This window comes from Metapseudomonas phytobenefica, assembly GCF_043392685.1.
Classification (GTDB): domain Bacteria; phylum Pseudomonadota; class Gammaproteobacteria; order Pseudomonadales; family Pseudomonadaceae; genus Metapseudomonas.
In genome coordinates this window covers 76,402-94,505 of sequence record NZ_JBHZGM010000006.1, presented here as the reverse complement: position 1 = coordinate 94,505, position 18,104 = coordinate 76,402, and the positions used below count along the sequence as shown (strand labels likewise).

Here is an 18,104-nt window from a genome sequence, read left to right as displayed (position 1 = left end):
GCTATGGTGGCTATAGCTCATTTCCTACGAATACGTCGGGGGTTAACCTTCACTTCATTGGACGTCGCGCAGGAAGCGCACTGCAGAACAGGGATACGCCGGATTTCCGCCAGGATGGCGGTCAGATCAGGGATGTCGGGACAAGTCTGCAAAACCTCGCTCAGGCGAGGTTTTTCTTTTTCTGCGTCGCGGAAACTCTCTAGATCAGCGGTTCCTTCGGCCCGATCACGCCTTCCAGCATCGAGCGCAGCAGTTCCAGGGTTGCCTGCTGGCGCTGCGCATCGCGAAACACCAAGCCCACCTTCAACGGCACCCGCGGCTCGCTCAGGGGCTTCCACAGCAGGCCCTGGTTGGCGTGCATCTGTCGTGCGCGGCCGGGCAGGACGGTGGCCAGCATGGTGTGCGGCAGACTGTCGAGGATGCCGGCCATATGGTTCAGCTCCGCCTGCACATGGGGGCGCCGGCCGAGCAGCGCGAGCTGTTCCTGCCAGATCTGCCGCACGCGGAATTCCTCCCCCAGCAGCAGCATCGGCAACTCGGCCGCCTGGCTCAGCGACACCTTCTTGAACTCCTTCAGCGGGTGTTCGTTGGGAATCACCAGCTGCAATTCGTCCTCGTACAGCATCAGGCTGTGCAGCCCCGGCTGGCGTGGCGGCAGGAAGCCGATGCCGATGTCCAGGTTGCCGGTCAGCAGGCGCCGCTCGATATCCAGGCCCGACAATTCGTAGATCTGCACCACCAGCTGCGGCTGCGCCTCGCGCAGGCGTTCCAGCAGCATCGGCACCAGCGATGCGTTGACCGTCTGCAACACGCCGATGGCCAGGCTGCGCGGCGACTGGCCACGGAAGCTGCGCAGGGCCTCGCGAGCGCGTTCCAGGCCGTCCAGCAGGGGCAGGGCGTGGCTGTACAGGGTGTGTGCGGCGAGCGTCGGCAGCAGACGCTTGCCGCTGCGCTGGAACAGGCTGACGTCCAGGCCCTGTTCCAGTTGGCGGATCTGCTGCGAAAGCGCCGGTTGCGACAGGCTCAGGCGCTCGGCGGCACGGCCCACATGGCCTTCCTCGTAGAGCGCTACGAAGTAGCGAAGCTGGCGAAAATCCATAAGTTTCTCTTATCGATAAAGCTGGAAAATCGAAATGGCTCCGGACTTCCCAAGACCATAGCCTATGCCGCGTAGAGACTGTTTCTCGCGCTGGAGAGGGCGAATGTCTACGTTAGTCGTCAATGGAGTTTTCATAGGTAAAGCCGAAGATATAGGTGGCGGTTTGTCCAGTGCAATCGACAAGCAGCCGATCGACCATCGCCTCTGGCTCTGGCCCCAGGGGCTGGGCAGCGATGAGCAGGGGGATCCGCGCTTCCATGGCGGCCCTGAACGCGCCCTGCATCATTACCCCGCCGAACACTACCGCTACTGGCGCAAGCATTACCGTCACCTCGAGTGGAAGGCCCCCAGCTTCGGCGAGAACCTGTCCACCTACGGCCTCACCGAAGACCAGGTGTGCATCGGCGATATCTTCCGCTGGGGCCAGGCATTCATCCAGGTCAGCCAGCCACGTTCGCCCTGCTATCGCCTGAGCCGCCGCTGGGGCATTCCCAGGCTGCCCGAGCAGGTGCAGGAAAGCGGCCGCTGCGGCTGGTTCTACCGCGTCCTGCGGCCGGGCTTCGTCAGCCGTGAAGACACCCCGGAACTGATCCAGCGCAGCTACCCCGGCCTGACCGTCGCCCTCGCCATCCGGAGCTTCTTCCATTACCCGCTGGAACACGCCGGCCTGCAGCAGCTGCAGCAGTGCGAGGCACTCTCCAGCCGTTGGCGCGACACCGCCGCGCGCCGCCTGAGCAGCGGCCTCGTCGAAGACTGGAGCGCCCGCCTGCTGGGGCTGCCGCTGGAGGGGATGCGCGCATGAGCGATTACCGCATCAGCCTGCAGCGCGAAGACGTGTTGCTGGCCGAACTCAGTGTCAGCCAAGCGCGCTACGTCGAGCTGACCCGCGAGCTGCGCAAGCGATTCCCCCGTGAAGACGGTTTCAGCCTGCGCATCGAACGACGTCGCGAAGTGCGCCGGATTCTCGAACAGGGCCCGGACGGCCTGCGCCTGCTGGGCGTCGAATACCGCCATGAAAAGGTCCCCGAACATGCGTGACCCACTCGCCAGCCTGCGTCTGATGAAGACCGTGGAACGTCCGGCGCAGCTCTTCGTGCGCGGCCAGGGCTCCTGGCTCTGGGACTCCGAAAGCCGCGCCTACCTGGACTTCACCCAGGGCTGGGCGGTCAACAGCCTGGGCCACAGCCCGAGCGTGGTGGTGGATGCACTCAAGCGCCAGGCGGAAAACGTGATCAACCCCGGCCCGGCCTACTACAACCGCGGCATGCTGAAGCTGGCCTCGCGCCTGTGCCAGGCCAGCGGCAGCGACCAGGTCTACTTCCTCAACAGCGGCGCCGAGGCCAACGAAGGCGCCATCAAGCTGGCGCGCAAATGGGGCCAGCTGCATCGCGGTGGTGCCTATCGCATCGTTACCGCCTGCAACAGCTTCCACGGCCGCACCCTGGCGACCATGTCGGCGTCCGGCAAGCCGGCCTTCGAGGCGCTGTTCGAGCCCAAGGTGCCCGGCTTCACCAAGGTTCCCTACAACGACCTCGAAGCCCTGGCCGAAGCGGTGGATGAGCAGACGGTCGCGGTGATGCTGGAGCCGGTGCAGGGCGAGGCCGGCGTGATACCGGCCACGCTGGACTACCTGCAGGGCGCCGAGCGCCTGTGCCGCGAGCGGGGTGTGTTGCTGATCCTCGACGAGGTGCAGACCGGCATCGGCCGCTGCGGCACCCTGCTGGCCGAGGAACTCTATGGCATCCGCGCCGACATCATCACCCTCGGCAAGGGCCTGGGTGGTGGCGTGCCCCTGGCGGCGCTGCTGGCTCGGGGCAACGCCTGCTGCTTCGAGGCGGGCGAACAGGGCGGCACCTACCACGGCAACGCCCTGATGACCGCCGCCGGCCTGGCGGTGCTGGACACCGTGCTGGAGCCGGGCTTCCTGGAACAGGTGCGCGACGTGGCCCAGCATATGCGCGAAGGGCTGGCGCGGGTGTCCCGTCTCCACGGTCATGGTCCCCTGCGTGGCCATGGGTTGATGGTCGGCCTGCCGCTGATCCATCAGTCCGCGCCGCTGGTGGCCCGCCATGCCCTCGATGAAGGGTTGCTGATCAACGCGCCGCAGCCCAGCTGTCTGCGCTTCACCCCGGCGCTCACCGTAAGCCGGGCCAATGTCGATGAAATGCTCAAACGCCTGAACCGCGCTTTCGCCCTGGCCAAGAACACCCCCCTGGAGATCGCCTGACATGCGCGTCGCCATCCTGCAGCATGCCCCTTTCGAAGGTCCCGGCCGCATCAATCAATGGCTCGACCTGCGCGCCGCCAGGGTGCGGGTGTTCAATCTCTATGCCGACGTGCGCCTGCCGAAGCCGGACGACTTCGACCTGCTGATCGTCCTCGGCGGTCCCATGAGCGTGCATGACGAGGGCGAATTGCCCTGGCTCAAGGCCGAGAAGCAACTGATCCGCAAGTCGCTGGATGCCGGCAAGCGGATACTCGGCATCTGCCTCGGCGGCCAGCTCCTGGCTCAGGCCATGGGGGCCGAGGTGCGCAGGAGCGAGACGGAGATCGGCTGGTGGCCCATGGAAAAACGCCCGGAAGCGGATCGCTCGCCGGTGGGCCGCATGCTGCCGCAGCGCCTGCTGGCGATGCATTGGCACGGCGAGAGCTTCGACCTGCCGGCGGAGGCGATCCCGCTCTATGGCTCGGCCACCTGCGCCAACCAGGGCTTCGTCTGGAAAGAGCGCGCCATCGGCCTGCAATGCCATCTGGAGAGCACCCCGGACAGCATCGAGGCGATGCTGCAGGCCTGCGCGGCGGACCTGGAACTGCCCGGCTCGGTAGAGGATGCGGTGGCCATCCGCGACGGCTTCCCCCACTGCAGCGCCCTGGCGCCGACCCTGTTCCGCCTGCTCGACTACCTCACCGGCCCGCATGCTTCACTGACCTGATCTTCGCGGGCCTGATTCGCTTTTCCTGTGGGGGCGAATGAATTCGCCCCCACAGGTTCAGCCCGGCTACAGCAAGGGGCGATACAACTCCGCCCGGCGATCCCTGAGGTAGGTGAGGCCGGCTCGCGAGGCTTCCAGCTTGTCCCGCTCAAGGTCAGCGAAGGCCAGGGTCTCCTCGCGGCCGCAGATGGCGGCCCTGCTGCCATCCGGGGCGGAAACGCTGGACAGGCCGCAGTAGCGGATTTCCCCTTCGGCGCCGCAGTAATTGGCGTAGGCCAGGTAGCACTGGCTCTCGAAGGCACGGGCACGCACCAGCACGTCGCAGACGAAATCGTACGGCTCCATGTTGGCGGTCGGCACCAGGATCGCGTCGGCGCCGGCCAGGGCCAGGCGCCGCACGTTTTCCGGGAACTCCACGTCGTAGCAGATCAGCATCCCCAGCTTCCAGCCGTTCAGTTCCAGCAGCGGATAGTCGTCGCCGCCGGCGCTGAACATGCTCCGGTCCAGCTCGCCGAAGAGATGGGTCTTGCGGTAATTGCCAAGGCGCTGGCCCTGCGCGTCGATCAGCTGCACCGAATTGAAGATGTTTCCCTCGGCGTCGCGCTCCGGGTAGCCGTAGAGCAGGGCGATGCCATGCTCGCGGGCGATTCCGGCCAGCTGCCCGGCCCAGTCGCCGTCGGCGGCCTGTGCCAGGCTGCCGACCGCTTCCAGGCCGATGTTGTAACCGCTGAGGTACATCTCCGGCGTCACCAGTAGTTCTGCGCCACCTCGCGCCGCCTCGGCCGCCCGCTGGCGCAGGCGGTCGAGGTTGGCCGCAGGCTCCAGCGGGAGGGGCGGGCACTGATAGAGGGCGATGCGCATGGACGTCTCCTGGCTCAGTCCGGCAGGGCGATGGGGCCGAGTTCGGCGAACAGGTCACCGGGGCCGGGGTTCTCCGCCGGGGTGCTGCCGCCGAAGTGCTTCATGATGCCCCAGACCGCGTTGAGCGAGGTCTGCACCGCGCCTTCCACCCAGGCCGGGGTCCAGGACACGTCGTCACCGGCGATGAAGATGCCGCGCTGCTCGGCGGGCATGTCGTCCTGCATGAAGTGCGCGTACATGCGCTGGTTGTAGCGGTAGTGACCCGGCAGCGCACCCTTGAAGGCACCGAGGAAGTGCGGGTCGGACTCCCAGGAAATGGTGATCGGGTCGCCGATGATGTGGCTGGCGATGTCCACGTCCGGGTAGATCTTCTTCAGCGCGTCCAGAGCCAGCTTCACGCGTTTCTCCACCGGGTGCGGGAGCATCTTCAGCGCGTCGCTCATCCAGGAATAGGACAGGCAGATCACACCGGGCTTGTCGTCGCCGTTGTCGAACAGGTAGGTGCCGCGGGTGAGACGGTCGGTGAGCGTCATGCTCAGGGTGTCGCGGCCGGTTTCCGGATTCTTGTCCTTCCAGAAGGGGCGGTCGACCATCACGAAGGTCTTGGACGACTGCATGTAGCGGGTGCGGTCCAGGGCCATCCACATCTTCTGCGAGAACAGCGATTCCTCGCACTCGATCTGGGTGGTCAGCAGCCAGCTCTGGCAGGTGGCGAGCACCGCCGCGTAGTGGCGGGTGTCACCCCAGTTGTCGGTCACGGCGATGCGGCCATCGGCGGCGCGGGCGATGCGTTTCACGCCGGGGCGGGCGGCGCCGTTGTGCAGGGACGCCAGGCTGGTGCCCGCCGGCCAGTGCGCGCATTTCTCGGGAGCGTGGCGCCAGATGCCCATGGGCACCTGCTGCACGCCGCCGACGATCAGGTGCTGGTTGTCGTCGCAGGCGGTCATCACCACGCGGAAGATTTCCAGCATCGAGTTGGGGAAGTCCGAGTCCCAGCCGCCGGTGCCGAAGCCCACCTGGCCGAACACTTCGCGGTGGTGGAAGGACAGCTTGGCGAAGGCCTTGGAGCTGGCCACGAAGTCGTAGAAGGTGCGGTCATCCCACAGCGGAACCAGGGTGTTCCACAGGTCTTTCAGGCGCTTCACGTCGCGGTCGCGGATGGCCTGCTGGATGTCGCCGAAGTGGGCACCGTCTTCCAGCGCATCGGCCCAGGCATCGGCCACTTCCTGGAACAGCGCCGGCAGGTCGGCCATCTTCTCGGCGTAGTAGGTCTTGCCTTCGATATCGATGACCGTGCTGCCCGAGGCCGGCGTCAGCGGGTTGGGGAAGGGGCGGGTCTCGAGGCCGAGCATGTCCACGTAGTGGTAGAAGGCGGTGGAGGAGGCCGGGAAGCGCATGCCGCCCAGCTCGGCGATGATGCCGTCGGTGCCTTCGAAGGTCTGCGAGCGCAGACGCCCGCCCATCTTGGAGGCTTCGTACACCACGGGTTTGAGGCCCAGCTTCATCAGCTCGTAGGCCGCTACCAGGCCGGCGATACCGGCCCCGACTATGGCCACCTCGGCGCCATGATGCTCGGCGGGAATGCTGCCCAGGCCGGCCGGATGCTGGATCCAGTCATCGAAGGCGAAGGGGAAGTCCGGGCCAAAAATGGTGATGGGTTTCTTGCCGTCGGCGGGGTGGCGATTGTTGTTGTTCATGCTGGACCTTGAAGGCTTGTGGGAGAGCGGCCGGTTGGCCGCGGTGGAGCCATTCTAGGGAGCGTCGTTTTCGTCCATAAGACCAATAGTGTCGTCGTTTGGCAGTCATATGCTGCTTAACGACGAGAATTGACATCATTTTGACGAACTCGACACAAGCCGATTCCTTCAAGGTTAGTCGTCGGAAGGATTTGCAGGAGCGAGCTCTGCTCGCGAAGGATTCGCAGCCTGGATGAAATCCGGGAGCGCCGGCGGCGTCAGGCGGAAGGCGGCGTCAACGGCTGGCCGCGGTCGATCTTGCAGCTGAGGATGATGGAGGTGGTAGTTTTCTCCACTCCGTCCACGCTGCCGATCAGGTCCAGCAGTTCGTCGAGGCGTTCGGGGGAGTCGGCGCGCAGCCAGGCGACGTAGTCGAACTCGCCACTCACCGCGCAAAGCACCTGCACTTCCGCCATGCCGGTCAGGCGCCGCAGCACCTCCCTGCCGCTGCGCGGTTTCACTGTGATCCCCACATAGGCCTGCAGGCCGCCATCGGCCACGCGCCGGCCCAGACGCACGCCGTAGCCGGTGATGACCTGCGTCTTTTCCAGACGTGCCAGGCGCGAGGTCACCGTGGTGCGTGCGATGCCCAGGTGTCGGGCCAGCGTCGCCACGCTCTCGCGGGCGTTGATCTGCAGGGCGGCGATCAGCTGGCGGTCGATTTCATCGAGTGGCAGGTCGGACATGGGTTGGCTCGGTGCGCTTGGCTGCGTAGAGGTTAGCGGGTGCGCAAGGCTACCTGAAGCCGACCGGCCGTGCCCATTGGTCGGAGCCGCCGTCACGCTGCCCGGAGCCGAACCAGACTGAACTCCACATGGCTAGAGACACGTTGGCCCCCTCCACTTCACTCGAGAGCCTCATTTACATGATCCCCTTCGCCCCCTGCCGCTGGACCCTGCTTGCCTCGCTCATCTGCCTGCCCGCCTTCGCCGAAACCGTGGTGCCGCTGCAGGGCCAGACCCAGCAACAGATCCAGCAGGACATCGCCAACTGCCAGGCCCAGGCCGGCAGCACCACCAGCTCCACCACTTCCACTCCGAGCGGCGGCCGCGTTCGCGGGGCTGCCACCGGCGCCGTGGCGGGTGCCGCCGTTGCCCAGGCGCGCAGCAACGACTACGACCGTGTCGGCAGCGACCTGCAGGAGGAATACCGGCAGGAACGCGCCAAGGACGCCGCGGTGGCCGGCATGGTGGTCGGCGGCTCGCGCCAGCGCCAGGAACGCCGGCAAGACCGCCGCAACAATGAACAGGCCAGCAGCAACGCCTCGTCGGCCTACATGAGTTGCCTGCAGCAGCGCGGTTACCAGGTGAACCCCTAGGCGGTTCCCGCAGCCTGCTGCTCCAGCTGCGACTGCAGCTCGGGGGCGAGCCTGAGCTGATAGGCCAGCTCATCCAGGTAGGTGCGTTCGGCGGCTTGCTGCTTGTCCACCAGCATCACGCTGGCCAGATACATCTCGGCGGCCATGGCCGGGTCCCGGGCGGATTTTGCGACCTCGGCGGCATCCAGCGGCCGGCGCACCTCCTGGTCCAGCCATTGCTGCAATTGCGGGTCGTCGGTGTGGCGGGAGATTTCTGCGTAGATGACCTGTTTTTCCTGTTCGTCGATACGTCCGTCTGCCTTGGCGGCAGCGATCAGCGCACGGAGGATGGCCAGGCTGTGGTCATCGGCCTCAGCCCCGGAGAGCTGGTCCACGGTGCGCAGCGCCTGTTGCGGCGCAGAGGCCTGCTGGCGCTGCCAGGCCTGGTACGCCTGGAAGGCCATCATGCCGAGGGAGGCCAGCGCCGCGTAGTTCATCCCGCCGGAGCGCCCGCCCCCCGTGGGGCTGCCTCCCAGAGGGTTGCCGCCACCGAGAATGCCGCCGAGCAGTCCGCCCAGCCCTGCATTGGGGCCACCGCCGCCCATCAGCCCGCCCAGCAGGCCGCCGAGCCCTCCCAGAGGGTCCTGCGACGCCATGTCGGCGCCACCGCGTTGCGCCGCTGAAGCCTGTCCGGCCCGCAGCAGTTGTTCGAGCAGATCACTGCTATTCATGGCTGCATCCTCGCCTGGTGGCAGTTCCCGGTCAGGCAACGATAGACCTGGCCAGGCAGCCTGGCATGACCGTCGGGCGGCGTGGATTGTTACGCGCAACGGAAAAGCGCTTTCAGCAAAGTCGTCTTTTTCAGGCGCCGTGAGTGGAGTGGAATTGTCACATGGGCCGAGAACGCATCGCCTGGCGATGCCGGGGCCCGCCAAGGCAAATCAGGAGTTCCATCATGAACCGCGCAACCTCCATCAGTACCAGTCTGCTGCTCGCCCTTCTGGCCAGCGGCAGCGCCTTCGCCGCCAAGTCCGCCGACGCCGTGCCCTACAGCTACGGCATGCCGCTGGACGTCGCCCGTGTAATCTCCATCGACGAACCGAACTCGCTGACCTGCGAAACTGTCCAGGCGACGATGACGTACGTCGACTCCCAGGGCAAAGAGAAGTCCGTGACCTACCTGAAAGAGTCCAGCGCCTGCGCCAACAGCTGACGCCGGTGCGGGGCTCAGGTCAGGCCCCTTGTGTTTCACCTCCCGACGCAGCGCGCCTGCGCTCACCCTCCAGGCATGCAGCGACTCGCACCACTTGATGCAGACATAGCCCATGAAATCGCCCCTTCTACAGGGAGGTGGTCAGGTATGCACTGCGCGTGAGCCGGGAGTCTACTGCTCAACCCCGGCAGAAATTTTTATCGGAAACCCAATCATTTACATTTGATTTACAAATGCAAATTGTTACCATTTGCTGCCTTTAACAATTCCAAGGAGCTCGTGGTGGCAAAGAAGTGTCTTGCCCAGGCATCGCTGCCGATGCTGGGTCTGCTGGCAATTCCCGCAGTTCAGGCTGAAACCGCTGAAGCACTGGCCATTCCGGCTACTTCGGTGACTGGTACCTATGAACAACAGAGCTACCAGGCCACCGAGAGCCGTAGCGCCTTGAAGATCGATGCGCCGCTGCGCGACATCCCCCAGACTGTCAACGTCGTGCCCGAAAGCGTGATCAAGGACAAGGGGGCCCAGTCCCTGGAAGACGTGCTGAAGAACGTCCCCGGCGTCGGCCTCTCCAACGGCGATGGCCAGCGCGACCAAGTCACCATTCGCGGCTTCAGCGCCATCGGCGACATGTTCATCGACGGCATGCGTGACGACGCCCTCTACTTCCGCGACCTCTCCAACATCGAGCGCGTCGAAGTGATCAAGGGCCCGGCCGCCGTGCTCTATGGCCGCGGCTCCTCCGGCGGCCTGATCAACAGCGTGAGCAAGAAGCCCGGCTTCGATCCCAGGCAGGAAGTCGGTGTCACCTTCGACAGCGAAGGCAAGCGCCGCACCCAGTTCGATGCCGGCTGGGCCGACCAGCAGCAACGCGACAAGGCCTTCCGTGTCACTGGCGCCTATGAAGACAGCGACACCTTTCGCGACGACGGCTATATCGACCGCAAGGCCATCGCGCCTTCGGCCTACTTCAGGCTGTCCGACGACCTGGAGCTGAACCTCGGCGCCACCTACCTCTACGACAAGCGCCTGATCGATTTCGGTATCCCCGCCCTCGGCAATCGACCGGTGGACGTCGACCGTGACAAGCGCTTCGGCTCCGGCGACCCGGACCAGGACTACGCTCGCAGCGAGGTGTTCTCCTTCACCGCCAGCGTGGACTACCGGATCAACGACGACCTGACCCTGACCAACGCCACGCGCTACTACCACTACGACCTGGACCGCAACAACACGCTTGCCGACAGCAGCGCGAACCGCTTCGTCACCGCGCCCAACGGCGAACTGCTGGTGAAGCTGAACCGTGGCAACGTCGCCCGCGACGAGTACGGTGTATTCAACCAGACCGACCTGAAGCAGCAACTCCAGCTGGCCGGCATGCAGCACAGCCTGCTCTATGGCGTGGAAGTGGGTTACCAGGACAAGTACCAGCGGAACTTCAGCCAGAACAACGTGGCCCAGGTGCCGGTGTTCCGCGATGCCCTGGTGCCGGTACCGGAGCACGCCAGCAACCTGGCTGCCAAGGGTACCAACTACCAGGAAACCGCCGGTTTCTACGTGCAGGACATGATCGAGCTGACTTCTCAGTGGAAGGCGCTGCTCGGCGTGCGCTACGACATCTTCGGCCAGGAGTTCGACGACAAGCGCGTGCAGAACGTCGACCTCGACCGCACCGACAAGACCTGGAGTCCGCGCGCCGGCCTGGTGTACCAGCCGGACCAGATCCAGTCCTACTACGTTTCCGTCAGCCGCAGCTACCAGCCCTCGGCCGAGGTGTTCCAGCTCAGTCCTGCGACCGAGAACCTGGAGCCGGAAAAGACCACCAACTATGAGCTGGGCGCCAAGTGGGACCTGCTGGACAATCGCCTCTCGGTGACCGCGGCGGTGTTCCGTCTGGAACGCACCAACATGAAGACCACCGACCCGGCGAACCCCGCCCTCACCATCCTCGCGGGCGAGCAGCGCACCGATGGTTTCGAAGCCACCTTCAGCGGCCAGATCACCGACAAGTGGAACATTTACGGCGGCTACGCCTACCTGGACGCGGAAATCACCAAGTCCAACAGTAAGACCAACGGCGTAGCCAACGAAGGGCAGACCCCCACCCTGACCCCGCGCAACAGCGCCAACCTCTGGGTGGTCCGTTCCCTGACTCCGGAGTGGCGGATCGGTGCAGGCGTCAACTATGTGGATGATCAGTACACCTCCCTCGATAACAACGTGGTGATGCCCAGCTACACCACCTACGATGCGGCGCTGTTCTACAACGTGCCGCAATGGGACATGGCCCTGCGTCTGAAGAACGTCTTCGACAAGGACTACTACGCCTCGGCCCACGGGTCGGTTGACCTGATCACCCCCGGTGCGCCGCGCACCCTGGAGCTCAGCGCCAACTACCGGTTCTGACCGACGTGCGAACGAAAACGCCCGACTCCTGCCGGGCGTTCTTGTTGGCGGGTTGCGAACCCCTTCGCGAATGAATTCGCACAGGACGGGCCCTTGCAGGGTGCGCCGCGCGCACCGGGTACGTCCTGCCGAATCTCCCATGCGCACGGCGCACTCGGCGAAAGCGATCCTGTCCGGAAGATCAGTTCATCTGCAGCGTCTTCAACGCCTCGCAACTCGGCGCGTACTGCTTGTCGCAGGCGCTCTGGAACAGCGCGCGGGCCTGGTAGGGGTCGCGTTTCAGGCCTTCGGCGCCCTGGGCGTACATCTTGCCGAGCACATGCTGGGCCATGGCGTTGCCGGCGGCGGCAGCCTGGTTGAGGTACTTGTGCATGGCGCGCTGGTCGGCTAGGGCCGGGTCGGCGCGGCCGGTGTAGAGAAAGGCGAGGCTGACGGCCGATTGGGAATGCCCCCGGTCGGCGGCCTGCTTCCACCAGTACTCGGCCTGCTTGAGGTCCTTCTGCGGCTTGCCGACGAAGTAGTGGTTGCCGAGCTGGTACTGGCTGTCGAGGTCGCCGCGCATGGCCTGCTGGCGAATGCGCTCGAATTCGGCGGCCTGCGGGTCTTGCGGCGCGCTGGCCGGGGCCGGCGTCTGGGGCTGGTCGGCGGGCGGTGTGGCGGGTTGTTGTTGCTGCGGTTGCTGGACGCAGGCCCCGAGCAGGGCCAGCGCGGCGATGCAGGCGAATCGCGGCAGGGCGCGTTGGGTGGACATGGGCTGATCTCTCCCTGGCAGAACAGGGAGGAGGGTAGTTGCATCCGCCGGCGCCGTCACTCGGTGCCTCCGCTGCGTACAAGGGTGGAGGCCGCTCTTTGCGCATGAGCCTCGCCACTCGACTCATGAGGAAAACCCGGCTATCAAGGGCAGGATATTTGCTCGGAAGTCACGAATGAAAACCACCCTGGACGAACTGCAAGCCTTCACCGCCGTGGTCGACACGGGTTCCATCACCGCCGCCGCCGAGCAGCTGGCGCAGACCGCCTCCGGCGTCAGCCGCGCCCTCAGCCGCCTGGAAGACAAGCTCGATGTCACCCTGCTGCGGCGCACCACCCGCCGTCTGGAACTGACCGAAGAGGGCGAGGCGTTCCTCGCCCAGGCGCGGCGCATCCTGGCGCAGGTGGAGGAGGCGGAAGAGCAGATGGCCTTGCGCCGCCAGAAACCGGCCGGGCGCCTGCGGGTCAACGCCGCCTCGCCCTTCATGCTGCATGTGCTGGTGCCGCTGGTGGCGGGGTTTCGCCAGCGTTACCCGGAGATCGAACTGGAACTGCACAGCAGCGACCAGATCATCGACCTGATCGAGCACCGCACCGACATCGCAATCCGTATCGGCACCCTGCGTGATTCCACCCTGCATGCCCGCCCCCTGGGCAGCAGTCGCATCCGCGTCCTGGCCAGCCCCGCGTACCTCGACGCCAACGGTACACCGGAAACGGTGGAGGCATTGCAGGGCCGCAATCTGCTCGGTTTCACCCAGCCGGAAAGCCTCAACCAGTGGCCGCTGCGCCATGCCCAGGGCGACAGCCTGCAGATCGAGCCGTCGATCAAGGTTTCCAGCGGCGAAACCCTGCGCCATCTCGCCCTGGCCGGGGCCGGCATCGTCTGCCTGTCGGACTTCATGACCCAGGTCGACCGGGCCAGCGGCAGCCTGGTACAGGTGCTGGCCGGCGACACCCTAGAAGTCCGTCAGCCGATCAATGCCGTGTACTACCGCAATACCGCCCTGGCTTCGCGCATCGCCTGCTTCCTCGATTACGTCGCCGCGAATCTCAAGCAGCAGGCCTGGGCGCAGCGCACGAGCTGATCCGTAGCACGGGACTTCACGGACTCCGCGCCAGTCGAAACCACCCTCTCCCCCGGCCCCTCTCCCTAAAGAGGAGAGGGGTGACTCTCGGCTCATCTTTGGCACAGCCCTGCAGGGGCTAATTCATTCGCCAAGCAGCCCGCAGGGCTGCCCATCTGTACGTAATTTCAATCACGCACTTGCGCTGACTACCTTGTGTTCTGCGGCTTTCGGCTGTTCTTCCTGCCTGTTTGTTCTGAATATCAAACATTCTGCTTGGCGTCGTGAATTATTTTGTGTAGATTTTCATGAAATCCTTACAACAAAATTTCACGAGGCTCCCATGTTCAAGCAGTCCGCCCAGCATGTCGGCACCTACTACGCCCGCACCTATCCCGGCAGCATTCCCCTGCGCCCGATCCAGGCCGGCAGCGAGGAGACCGATGTCCTGATCATCGGCGCCGGCTTCAGCGGGCTGCACACCGGCCTGCGCCTGGCCGAAGCCGGCAAGCGCGTGACCCTGCTGGAAGCCAGTCGCGTGGCCTGGGCTGCCTCCGGGCGCAATGGCGGGCAGGCGCTGCTGGGCTGGTCCTGCGATATGCCGCCGCTGGAAAAGGCGCTGGGCCTGGAGCGCGCCCGCCGGCTGTGGGACAGCATGCGCTGGGCCGCCGATGAAATGCGCGAGCTGCCCGGGCGCCACGGCTTCGATGTGGACTACCGCATCGGCAGCCTGTGGACCGCTGTGCTGGAGCGCCGGGTGAAGCTGCTTGAAGAAGCCCAGCACGACGCCATCCACAAATGGGGTTACGACGGGATGCGTCTGATCCGCCGCGACGAACTGTCCGAGTGGATCGACAGCCCGCGTTACCAGGCCGCGCTGTACGACCCGGAAGCCGCCCACCTCAACCCGCTCAAGCTGGCCCAGGGCCTGGCCGCCGCCATCGAAGCCCGTGGCGGCCGCATCTACGAACAGAGCCAGGTGCTGGAATACCGCGAAACGCCCTCCGGTTATGTGGCGCGCACCGCCCAGGGCGAAGTGCGCGGCGCCATCCTGGTGCTGGCCTGCAATGCCTATGTCGACCGCCTCGACCGGCAACTCTCCAGCCGCCTGCTGCCGGTAGGCTCCTACCAGGTGGCCACCGCGCAGCTGGACCCGGAGCTGGCGCGCTCGCTGCTGCCGAAGAACAGCTGTGTGATCGACAACCAGTTCGTGCCCGACTACTTCCGCCTCACCCCCGACCACCGCCTGCTGTTCGGCGGCGGCTGCACCTACCTGGGCGGCCTGCCCAAGGATGTGCCGGCGGCCACGCGCCCCTACCTGGAGCGCGTCTTCCCGCAGCTCAAGGGCGTGGAGATCGAATTCGGCTGGGGCGGGCATATCGACGTCAGCATGAAGCGCACCCCGGATATCGGCCGCGAAGGCTCGCGCTACTGGCTGCAGGGCTTCTCCGGCCACGGCGTGCTGCCCACCCTGGCCGGGGCCAGGGCAGTGAGCGATGCGATTCTCGGTAACCACGACCTGCTGGATCTCTACCAGGCCATCGGCAATCCGCGCTTCCCGGGCGGCTCGCTGCTGGCGGCGCCGCTGGAGGCTGCGGGCAAGGCCTATTACCGCTTGCGGGATGTGATTTAAGGTCGCGCCTTTCGAGTCTGGCAGCCGGAGTTCCCACATGGACAAGCACGACGAAATCGAAGGCCTCGCGATCCTCATCCGCGACCTGCGCAAGCACAAGAACGTGACCCTGGGCGAGCTTGCCACGCGCATCGACCGCTCGGTGGGCTTCCTCTCCCAGGTGGAGCGCGGGCTGTCCCGCCCGACCGTGGCCGACCTCACCGCCATCAGCGAAGCCCTCGGCGTGCCCACCACCTACTTCTACAGCCTGCAGAAGCCCCGCGAGCTGCGCTGGGTGACCCGCCCCGGCGAGCGCCGCACCCTCTACTACGCCGGCGGCATCACCGACGTGCTGGCCTCGCCGACCATGTCCGGCGGCTTCTCCATGCTGGAAAGTCACCTGGAGCCCGGCGCCACCAGCGGCGAAGGGCACCTGGACGACAGCTCGGAGCAGGGCGGCTTCGTCCTCGAAGGCGAGCTGACCGTCTGGTACGGCGACGATGCCCAGCCGGTCACGCTCTACCCCAACGACAGCTTCCAGCTGCCGGCCCACGCCCAGTTCCGCTACGCCAATCTTTCCGACAAACCAACGCGAGTCCTTTGGGTATTCACCTAGAGCCTGTCTGCGGTTTGCCGTGCGGCGGCGATGCTGCGTCAAAAGCGACGCCTCGCCCTCGACGCCAAACCGTGGGCAGGCTCTGAACCCAGAACTCGCAGGACAGCAGTGATGACAACAACAAACCTGTACCCCGACCTGCTCAGCGAAGTGCGCGCCTTCCGTGGCAAGTACCCGGAAATCCGCTATGTCGACCTGATCTGCCTGGATATTCCCGGCCATTTCTACGGCAAGCGTTATCCCATCGAGATGGTGGAAAAGGTGGCCGCCGGCAGCCCGCTTAAAGTGCCGCAGAACTGCGTGCTGCTGGGCACCCAGGGCGGGCTCTACCCCATAGGTGATTACTGCTTCGCCGACGGCGACCCGGATGCACCGCGCCGCCTGGTGCCCGGCACCCTGGTACCGGTGCGTTGGGAGAAGGAGCCCCTGGGGCAGATGCTCATCACCTCCGACGGGACCGCAGCCCCCATCGAATTCGAGCCCCGCGAGGTGCTGGCGCGGGTCATCCAGCGTCTGGAAAAGCGCGGCATCCGCCCGGTGGTGGCCTTCGAACTGGAGTTCTATCTGTTCGACCGCAAGCTCAAGGACGGCCTGCCGCAGTTCCCCCGCGACCCGCTCTGCGAGGACGAGGATGACCAGCCGAACATGCACATCGAGCGCTTGTCGCGCTTCTCCAGTGTGCTGCACGAGATGGTCGAGGCCGCCAACGAGCAGGGCGTGGCCGCCAACGTCATCACCGCTGAACTCGGCCCGGGCCAGTTCGAGATCAACTTCGGCCACTGCGACGATGGCCTCAAGGCCGCCGACTGGGCCGCCCTGTTCTGCCGCAGCACCCGTGGCGTGGCGATGAAGCACGGCCATCGCGCCAGCTTCATGAGCAAGCCTTACCTGAACGCACCGGGCAGCGGCATGCATGTGCACGTCAGCCTCTACGACCGTGACGGCAACAACCTGCTGGCCGCCGACGACCAGCGCCCGTTGCGCCATGCCGTGGCCGGCTGCCTGGACCTGCTGCCCCACTGCATGCCGATCTTCGCCGCCAACCACAACGCCTTCCGCCGCTACGGCGCCATGGTCAACGCCGCCAGCCGCGCGAGCTGGGGCTTCGAGGACCGCGATGCGTGCATCCGCATCCCCGAATCCGACGGCCGCAACCTGCGTATCGAGCACCGCCTGGCCGGCGCCGACGCCAACCCCTACCTGGTGCTGGCCGCCATCCTCACCGGCATGGAACACGGCCTGGACGCCGCCCGCGAACCCATCGCCCCGCTCAACGAAGACCGCGAAAGCGGCATCGACTTCCCCAAGGACATGCTCACCGCCGTCACCGCCATGCGTAGCCACCCCGTGGTGAACGCAGGCCTGGGCAGCGAGTTCGTGATGGTCTATTGCGAGAACAAGCGCCAGGAATTCCTCGACTTCATGAACGAAGTCAGCGCGCGGGAATATCGCTGGTACATGTAAAGGGCGGCAGGCGGCAGGCTGAATGCCAGAAGCCGGCCGTAGGGTGGAAATCGCTTTTCATTTCCACCGTTCGACGCTCCACCCTACGGAAGGGCGTCTGCAAACGCCCCAAGCAGATCCTCCACGAACGCCACCTGCGCCTCGCTCGGCTGCCGTCCGCGATGGCGGCTGAGGTGGAACTGCACGCGGTAGCCGGTTTCCTCCGGCAGCAGGGCGCGCAGTTGCCCGCTGGCTTCCCAGGGCGCGGCGATGTGTTCCGGCAGGTAGCCGATATGTGCCCCGGAGAGGATGAGCGCCAGGCTGCATTCCACCTGTTCCGTGCGGGCGCTGCTGGGGCCGCTCGGGAAAGGTTGCCGGGCCTCCTCGAAGCGGTAGGGGTGCTGCACCAGGTCACAGGCGGCGAGGTCGTCGAGGCTGACATCACGACGGCTGAACAGCGGGTGGCCGATCCCGCAGAACAGGCGCTGCTGCTCGCTGAACAGCGGCTGGAGATCCAGCGCCGCCTGGCTGCCGGAGAAATAGCCGATGGCCAGGTGCAGCTGGTCCTGAAGCAGGCGCCGCTCCAGCTCGGCGGGCATGGCGCTGATCAGCTCGAACTGCACGGCCTGCTTGCGCTGGCGGAAGCGCCCGATGGCCGCGCCCAGGCGCTGCAGCACCTGGTTGTCGAGGGATTCGGACAGGCCGATACGCAGCTCGCCCAGGAGCATGTCGGCCATGCCCTGCGCCTCGCCCTTGAAGGTCTCGATGGCGCCGAACAGCCTGCGGGTGGCGGCCAGCACCTGTTCGCCCTTGGGCGTCAGGCGGAACCCCGCCTTGCCGCGCTCGCACAGGCGAAAGCCCAGCCGTGTTTCCAGCTTGGCCATCTGCGTGCTGATGGTGGACTGGCCGATACCCAGCTCGCCCTGGGCCGCGCTGAAGCCGCCGCTCTCCACCACCGTGACGAAGATGCGCAGCAGTTGCAGGTCGAGGTCGTGGAGCTGGCTGAGCATGGCGGCACCAAACATTGATAGCTGTAGATGCCAAAGTAGAACACTTCATATTTATCCGAAG

General features: G+C 65.7%; 18 protein-coding genes. 11 read left to right on the top strand and 7 right to left on the bottom strand.

What is annotated here, in order from left to right:
* Window positions 1-199: 199 nt before the first annotated feature.
* Window positions 200-1,099, bottom strand: a complete 900-nt coding sequence (locus ACFW0B_RS07495) for a LysR family transcriptional regulator (protein WP_449147304.1) — start codon at window positions 1,097-1,099, stop codon at window positions 200-202.
* Between the two features lie 103 nt (window positions 1,100-1,202).
* Here ACFW0B_RS07495 and ACFW0B_RS07490 point away from each other — a divergent pair, with 103 nt between their 5' ends.
* Genes ACFW0B_RS07490 through ACFW0B_RS07475 form a run of 4 tightly spaced genes read left to right on the top strand, consistent with a single transcriptional unit; the run spans window position 1,203 to window position 4,032 of the window.
* Complete coding sequence (locus ACFW0B_RS07490; RefSeq protein ID WP_449147303.1) at window positions 1,203-1,901, top strand: MOSC domain-containing protein; 699 nt, start codon at window positions 1,203-1,205, stop codon at window positions 1,899-1,901.
* Window positions 1,898-2,137: a hypothetical protein gene (locus ACFW0B_RS07485; protein ID WP_449147302.1), complete on the top strand. Its 240-nt coding sequence runs from the start codon at window positions 1,898-1,900 to the stop codon at window positions 2,135-2,137. Before ACFW0B_RS07490 ends, ACFW0B_RS07485 begins: the two co-directional genes overlap by 4 nt.
* Window positions 2,130-3,326 (top strand): aminotransferase class III-fold pyridoxal phosphate-dependent enzyme, encoded by a 1,197-nt coding sequence (locus tag ACFW0B_RS07480; RefSeq protein WP_449147301.1) that lies wholly within the window; start codon window positions 2,130-2,132, stop codon window positions 3,324-3,326. Before ACFW0B_RS07485 ends, ACFW0B_RS07480 begins: the two co-directional genes overlap by 8 nt.
* Before the next feature lies 1 nt (window position 3,327).
* The gene (locus ACFW0B_RS07475; RefSeq protein WP_449147300.1) at window positions 3,328-4,032 is read left to right on the top strand and encodes a type 1 glutamine amidotransferase; all 705 of its coding nucleotides are present in this window, start codon (window positions 3,328-3,330) and stop codon (window positions 4,030-4,032) included.
* A gap of 66 nt (window positions 4,033-4,098) precedes the next feature.
* On the opposite strand, the gene ACFW0B_RS07470 is transcribed toward ACFW0B_RS07475, so the two are convergent.
* The 3 genes from ACFW0B_RS07470 to ACFW0B_RS07460 form a co-directional block, all read right to left on the bottom strand.
* Window positions 4,099-4,893: a carbon-nitrogen hydrolase family protein gene (locus ACFW0B_RS07470; protein ID WP_449147299.1), complete on the bottom strand. Its 795-nt coding sequence runs from the start codon at window positions 4,891-4,893 to the stop codon at window positions 4,099-4,101.
* Between the two features lie 14 nt (window positions 4,894-4,907).
* A complete protein-coding gene (locus tag ACFW0B_RS07465; protein WP_449147298.1) occupies window positions 4,908-6,590 on the bottom strand; it encodes a flavin monoamine oxidase family protein in 1,683 nt (560 codons plus the stop codon).
* Window positions 6,591-6,847: 257 nt separating this feature from the next.
* Window positions 6,848-7,315, bottom strand: coding sequence for an Lrp/AsnC family transcriptional regulator (locus tag ACFW0B_RS07460; RefSeq protein ID WP_449147297.1), 468 nt, complete (start codon window positions 7,313-7,315; stop codon window positions 6,848-6,850).
* A 179-nt stretch (window positions 7,316-7,494) separates the two neighbouring features.
* Here ACFW0B_RS07460 and ACFW0B_RS07455 point away from each other — a divergent pair, with 179 nt between their 5' ends.
* A complete protein-coding gene (locus ACFW0B_RS07455; RefSeq protein WP_449147296.1) occupies window positions 7,495-7,947 on the top strand; it encodes a hypothetical protein in 453 nt (150 codons plus the stop codon).
* Here ACFW0B_RS07455 and ACFW0B_RS07450 read toward each other — a convergent pair.
* Window positions 7,944-8,657 (bottom strand): tellurite resistance TerB family protein, encoded by a 714-nt coding sequence (locus ACFW0B_RS07450; protein ID WP_449147295.1) that lies wholly within the window; start codon window positions 8,655-8,657, stop codon window positions 7,944-7,946. The genes ACFW0B_RS07455 and ACFW0B_RS07450 overlap by 4 nt on opposite strands.
* A 224-nt stretch (window positions 8,658-8,881) precedes the next feature.
* On the opposite strand from ACFW0B_RS07450, the gene ACFW0B_RS07445 reads away from it, so the two are divergent.
* The gene (locus ACFW0B_RS07445; protein WP_449147294.1) at window positions 8,882-9,139 is read left to right on the top strand and encodes a DUF2790 domain-containing protein; all 258 of its coding nucleotides are present in this window, start codon (window positions 8,882-8,884) and stop codon (window positions 9,137-9,139) included.
* 318 nt (window positions 9,140-9,457) lie between these two features.
* Window positions 9,458-11,545 carry a TonB-dependent receptor gene (locus tag ACFW0B_RS07440; protein WP_449147396.1) on the top strand — a complete coding sequence of 696 codons (2,088 nt, stop codon included), beginning with the start codon at window positions 9,458-9,460 and terminating at the stop codon, window positions 11,543-11,545.
* Window positions 11,546-11,726: 181 nt separating this feature from the next.
* On the opposite strand, the gene ACFW0B_RS07435 is transcribed toward ACFW0B_RS07440, so the two are convergent.
* Entirely contained in the window at window positions 11,727-12,296 is a 570-nt protein-coding gene (locus ACFW0B_RS07435) for a tetratricopeptide repeat protein (protein ID WP_449147293.1), read from the bottom strand.
* 175 nt (window positions 12,297-12,471) lie between these two features.
* Between ACFW0B_RS07435 and ACFW0B_RS07430 the strand changes: the two genes are divergently transcribed.
* The 4 genes from ACFW0B_RS07430 to ACFW0B_RS07415 all read left to right on the top strand — a co-directional run bounded on the left by ACFW0B_RS07430 (window position 12,472) and on the right by ACFW0B_RS07415 (window position 17,054).
* On the top strand, window positions 12,472-13,383 hold the full coding sequence (locus ACFW0B_RS07430; protein WP_449147292.1) for a LysR substrate-binding domain-containing protein: 912 nt from the start codon (window positions 12,472-12,474) through the stop codon (window positions 13,381-13,383).
* A gap of 322 nt (window positions 13,384-13,705) precedes the next feature.
* Window positions 13,706-14,995, top strand: a complete 1,290-nt coding sequence (locus ACFW0B_RS07425) for an NAD(P)/FAD-dependent oxidoreductase (protein WP_449147291.1) — start codon at window positions 13,706-13,708, stop codon at window positions 14,993-14,995.
* A gap of 37 nt (window positions 14,996-15,032) precedes the next feature.
* On the top strand, window positions 15,033-15,590 hold the full coding sequence (locus tag ACFW0B_RS07420) for a helix-turn-helix domain-containing protein (protein ID WP_449147290.1): 558 nt from the start codon (window positions 15,033-15,035) through the stop codon (window positions 15,588-15,590).
* 111 nt (window positions 15,591-15,701) lie between these two features.
* Window positions 15,702-17,054 (top strand): glutamine synthetase family protein, encoded by a 1,353-nt coding sequence (locus ACFW0B_RS07415; RefSeq protein ID WP_449147289.1) that lies wholly within the window; start codon window positions 15,702-15,704, stop codon window positions 17,052-17,054.
* 83 nt (window positions 17,055-17,137) lie between these two features.
* On the opposite strand, the gene ACFW0B_RS07410 is transcribed toward ACFW0B_RS07415, so the two are convergent.
* Window positions 17,138-18,043 carry a LysR family transcriptional regulator gene (locus ACFW0B_RS07410; RefSeq protein ID WP_449147288.1) on the bottom strand — a complete coding sequence of 302 codons (906 nt, stop codon included), beginning with the start codon at window positions 18,041-18,043 and terminating at the stop codon, window positions 17,138-17,140.
* Window positions 18,044-18,104: the final 61 nt, after the last annotated feature.

Bases quoted from the DNA above. Each gene is read 5' to 3' on its own strand.
- ACFW0B_RS07495 (WP_449147304.1), bottom strand. From the start codon at position 1,099: ATGGATTTTCGCCAGCTTCGCTACTTCGTAGCGCTCTACGAGGAAGGC.
- ACFW0B_RS07490 (WP_449147303.1), top strand. From the start codon at position 1,203: ATGTCTACGTTAGTCGTCAATGGAGTTTTCATAGGTAAAGCCGAAGAT.
- ACFW0B_RS07485 (WP_449147302.1), top strand. From the start codon at position 1,898: ATGAGCGATTACCGCATCAGCCTGCAGCGCGAAGACGTGTTGCTGGCC.
- ACFW0B_RS07480 (WP_449147301.1), top strand. From the start codon at position 2,130: ATGCGTGACCCACTCGCCAGCCTGCGTCTGATGAAGACCGTGGAACGT.
- ACFW0B_RS07475 (WP_449147300.1), top strand. From the start codon at position 3,328: ATGCGCGTCGCCATCCTGCAGCATGCCCCTTTCGAAGGTCCCGGCCGC.
- ACFW0B_RS07470 (WP_449147299.1), bottom strand. From the start codon at position 4,893: ATGCGCATCGCCCTCTATCAGTGCCCGCCCCTCCCGCTGGAGCCTGCG.
- ACFW0B_RS07465 (WP_449147298.1), bottom strand. From the start codon at position 6,590: ATGAACAACAACAATCGCCACCCCGCCGACGGCAAGAAACCCATCACC.
- ACFW0B_RS07460 (WP_449147297.1), bottom strand. From the start codon at position 7,315: ATGTCCGACCTGCCACTCGATGAAATCGACCGCCAGCTGATCGCCGCC.
- ACFW0B_RS07455 (WP_449147296.1), top strand. From the start codon at position 7,495: ATGATCCCCTTCGCCCCCTGCCGCTGGACCCTGCTTGCCTCGCTCATC.
- ACFW0B_RS07450 (WP_449147295.1), bottom strand. From the start codon at position 8,657: ATGAATAGCAGTGATCTGCTCGAACAACTGCTGCGGGCCGGACAGGCT.
- ACFW0B_RS07445 (WP_449147294.1), top strand. From the start codon at position 8,882: ATGAACCGCGCAACCTCCATCAGTACCAGTCTGCTGCTCGCCCTTCTG.
- ACFW0B_RS07440 (WP_449147396.1), top strand. From the start codon at position 9,458: ATGCTGGGTCTGCTGGCAATTCCCGCAGTTCAGGCTGAAACCGCTGAA.
- ACFW0B_RS07435 (WP_449147293.1), bottom strand. From the start codon at position 12,296: ATGTCCACCCAACGCGCCCTGCCGCGATTCGCCTGCATCGCCGCGCTG.
- ACFW0B_RS07430 (WP_449147292.1), top strand. From the start codon at position 12,472: ATGAAAACCACCCTGGACGAACTGCAAGCCTTCACCGCCGTGGTCGAC.
- ACFW0B_RS07425 (WP_449147291.1), top strand. From the start codon at position 13,706: ATGTTCAAGCAGTCCGCCCAGCATGTCGGCACCTACTACGCCCGCACC.
- ACFW0B_RS07420 (WP_449147290.1), top strand. From the start codon at position 15,033: ATGGACAAGCACGACGAAATCGAAGGCCTCGCGATCCTCATCCGCGAC.
- ACFW0B_RS07415 (WP_449147289.1), top strand. From the start codon at position 15,702: ATGACAACAACAAACCTGTACCCCGACCTGCTCAGCGAAGTGCGCGCC.
- ACFW0B_RS07410 (WP_449147288.1), bottom strand. From the start codon at position 18,043: ATGCTCAGCCAGCTCCACGACCTCGACCTGCAACTGCTGCGCATCTTC.